We start from the raw sequence: 3,824 nt of genomic DNA on the forward strand, positions 1-3,824 counted from the left end.
TTGCACCCTTTTGTACTTCTAACTTCTTGTTTTTATAAATTTTATTTTCAGATTAACCTCTTCTAAAACAATAACTTATTTATTACTAATATATAACCAAAACTTTCATTACACAAACAACCTAGGAAAAGAAAAAAAGTGTCATAAGACACTTTATCATTATTTACGGTTTGCGTTTACCGATTTCATGATTTGACGAATCTGTGCTTCACTAGGTTTACGTCCCATTTGTAAGAACATTGCACGAATCATCTTTTCATTAATAGGTGGATTTTCTTTAATTTCTTTTTCAAACTTCTTACGAGTGAAGTAGAAAGTAACCAAGCCACCAATGATGGCTCCCACTATCGTATAAAAAATTGATACACCCATATTTTAGTCAACCTCACTATCTACTCATCTATTCTACTATCTTTTTGGGGTTTTGACAATATGAATTGACCACTATATTCCGTTAAAATAACGGAAACAAAGATCAAAAGTCCTCCTAAAATCATAATTGGACTTTTCTCTTCATGCAACAATAAAAATCCAAATACATTCGCAAATAAGGATTCTGTACATAAAAGAACACTCGCACTTGATGCATCTGTATATTTTTGTGCCAAAGTCTGAAGTTGAAATGCCAAGAACGTTGCTACTATGATCATATAAGCACAACTCATGTACGCATGTGCAGTGATTGTTTGTGGTATCGTTTCTAAACTTAAGGCTAGTGGAATCGAAAGGATAGCCGCAACACTCATTTGTACAGCATTGATCGCAATTGAATTCGAATTTTCTGTCGCATACTCTAAAGATATGATGTGACACGCAAAGAAGAAGGCACATGCTAAAGATAGACTATCGCCAAAACTAAATGAGAAATACCCTTTAGATAAGCTTAGGCAGGCAATTCCTGCAAGACAAACAACACTTGCCGCAAGTTGACGATTGCTCGGTTTATTTTTCCATAATAACCATACAATATAGGGTACAAGAACGACGTTGACAGCTGTTAAAAAGGCATTTTGACCTGTATTCGTTAAGAATAAGCCAAAGGTTTGAAACGCAAAAGCAAAGTACATTAAAACACCTGAAATACTTCCACGAAATAAGGCTTCCCTAGAAATCTTTGCACGACTGACTAAACATACAATAATACTAACGATGCTAGCGCCAATAAAACGAATCATTAAAACAGTAAAAGGATCAAATGTTTGCAAAGCTGCATCGGTCGCAATAAAACCGCCACTCCAAATGGCCGCAACCAAAAGGCATACTAAATTAGCTTGTTGTTTACTCATGCTTTTTCCTCATCAAATAAAGAGGGTTGTTCAAAATCATCTTGTTTGACCCAAGAACCATCCGTAATATTTTCAAGTGGTGAGACCCACTCAAACTTGTCTACTTTGCCTAGTGGTGAAGAGAATGTGGATTGGGCATTCATCAAACTGATTTCTTTGGCCTCAAAGCGCATAATATCTTCTGCATAAATTTCAAATGGTGTATTTAAATCAACCATATGTACATTTAATATCACATTTGGATTGGACTTCACTAACTTACAAATACGATTTCCTTTCGCCGGACGATTTAATGCCGCAATCTCCGTTTGTTTCATACGCTTTAAAGAAAGGGTTGTCGTAGAAACTAAGACTTGTTCCTCACGATTTTGACTAACACAAATAGAAGCTACGCAATCATCCTTTGATAGATTCATCGCCTTCACACCTTTGGATTTATTTGAAACCAACGGAATTTGTTCAACCGGATACATCAAGCCATAGCCTTGTTCACTTACCAGAATGACGTGATCATCTGGTTTATAAGATAAAGATACATTAATCATTTCGTCCATAGCCCCAATCTTCATACATGCCATTGTTTTATTAGAACGTGAAACTTCAAATTCTTTTAATTCAGTACGCTTGATCATACCATGACGACTTGCACTTATAACATGAACTCCTGTTTTAAAGGAATCCAATACATAGGCTGCGATAATTTTTTCACTTGAATCCATCTTAATATAATTTGAGATATGACCACCCAAATCTTTCCATTTTGCCTCTTCAATCTGATAAACCGGAATATATCCATATGTGCCACGGTTTGTGAAGAAAACTAATGTCTGTAATGTATGACTCGCTCCGTAACAAACTAATGAATCTGTATCTTTTCGTTGTGTCATGGATTCACTAGAAGCATTATAGCTTCGCATAGATACACGCTTGATATAGCCATCACGCGTAATTGTGATCATACATTCTTCTTTGGAGATCATAGCCTTTTCATCAATTACGATTTCTTTCACTTCATGTACAATATCCGAAAGACGAGGTGTATTAAATTCTTCATTCACCTTTTCTAATTCTTCCACCATGACTTTATGAAGTTCATTCTTATTTGAAATGATTTTTTCTAATTGGACAATGTCACATTGTAGTTGTTTAAATTCTGCCTTTAATTCTTTAACATCTGTATTTGTTAAACGATATAAGCGCATTACGACAATAGCTTCTGCTTGTTTTTCTGTAAAGTCAAAACGTTCAATCAAATTCTTTTTGGCGTGGGCCTTATCTTTTGATTTACGAATGATACGAATGATCTCATCCATTACACTTACAGCTTTGATCAAGCCTTCTAATATGTGTGCACGATCTTTTTTAGAGGCTAAATCATATTTACTTCTACGAATCACTACATCTTCTCTGTGGTTGATAAAGGCATCTAACATCATGGCTAATGACATTTGTACGGGTGCCTTGTTCACAATCGCAATGACGTTGTAATTGTATGATATTTGAAGATCTGTATTTTTATATAAATAGTTTAAGATCTGTTCATCATTACTATCTTTTTTAAGATCCACGACAATTCTTAATCCCGTACGATCACTTTCGTCACGCACATCTAAAATGCCATCGATTTTTTTATTTAAACGAATCTCATCAATTTTCTTTACCAAGTTCGACTTGATTACTTCATAAGGAATCTCATGAATCACAATTTGTTTAATTGTACGTGTTGGTACAATTTCCACTTTAGAACGAATTAAAATACGTCCACGACCTGTTTTAAAGGCTTGTTTGATTCCGTCAAGTCCCATCACGATGCCGCCTGTAGGAAAGTCAGGACCTTTCACAAACTGCATCAATTCTTCTAATGAACAATCGGGGTGTGAAATACGATAAATACTTGCTTGTACAACCTCATTTAAATTGTGAGGTGGAATATTTGTGGCATATCCAGCTGCAATACCTGTAATACCATTGACTAATAAGTTAGGAAAGCGTGCTGGAAGTACAGTTGGTTCCATCTTCTCATCGGAAAAGTTGGGTGCCCATTCCACTGTATCTTTATCAATGTCCTGCAACAAAAAATCACTAATTTTGGCTAAACGCGCTTCTGTATAACGCATCGCAGCCGCCGGATCGTCATCGATAGATCCATTGTTTCCTTGCATGTCAATTAAAGGATTAGTAATCTTCCAATTTTGTGACATACGAACCATCGCATCATATACAGAGCTATCCCCATGAGGGTGATAGTTACCAATGACGTTACCGACTGTTTTTGCGGATTTATGATATGGCTTGTTGTAAGTATTCCCATCTTCATACATCGCATATAAAATACGTCTTTGTACTGGCTTTAAGCCATCTCTTGCATCTGGTAAAGCACGCTCTTGAATAATATATTTAGAATACCTGGCGAAACGATCGGCCATGATATCTTCTAAAGAATTCTTTAAAACATTATGTTTTACTTCTTTTTCTTTCACGCATTTACCTCCTCATATAATATGTAGCGTAATCAGTTCAACACATTGTTGTTAAATA

3 protein-coding genes are annotated in these 3,824 nt (G+C 35.5%); all 3 read right to left on the bottom strand.

Going from position 1 to position 3,824, the window contains the following annotated elements; translation table 11 throughout:
• Window positions 1–159 precede the first annotated feature (159 nt).
• From LJE08_RS12945 to parC, 3 genes are read right to left on the bottom strand one after another with little or no spacing between them, the layout of a single operon-like run.
• Window positions 160–372: a YneF family protein gene (locus tag LJE08_RS12945; RefSeq protein WP_003864166.1), complete on the bottom strand. Its 213-nt coding sequence runs from the start codon at window positions 370–372 to the stop codon at window positions 160–162.
• A 20-nt stretch (window positions 373–392) separates the two neighbouring features.
• The gene (locus LJE08_RS12950) at window positions 393–1,286 is read right to left on the bottom strand and encodes a DMT family transporter (protein WP_227403433.1); all 894 of its coding nucleotides are present in this window, start codon (window positions 1,284–1,286) and stop codon (window positions 393–395) included.
• Complete coding sequence (parC, locus tag LJE08_RS12955; protein WP_217256291.1) at window positions 1,283–3,766, bottom strand: DNA topoisomerase IV subunit A; 2,484 nt, start codon at window positions 3,764–3,766, stop codon at window positions 1,283–1,285. The genes LJE08_RS12950 and parC overlap by 4 nt, the downstream gene beginning before the upstream one ends.
• Window positions 3,767–3,824 lie beyond the last annotated feature (58 nt).

This window comes from Holdemanella sp. DFI.5.55 (assembly GCF_020593575.1).
Lineage (GTDB): Bacteria > Bacillota_I > Bacilli_A > Erysipelotrichales > Erysipelotrichaceae > Holdemanella > Holdemanella hominis.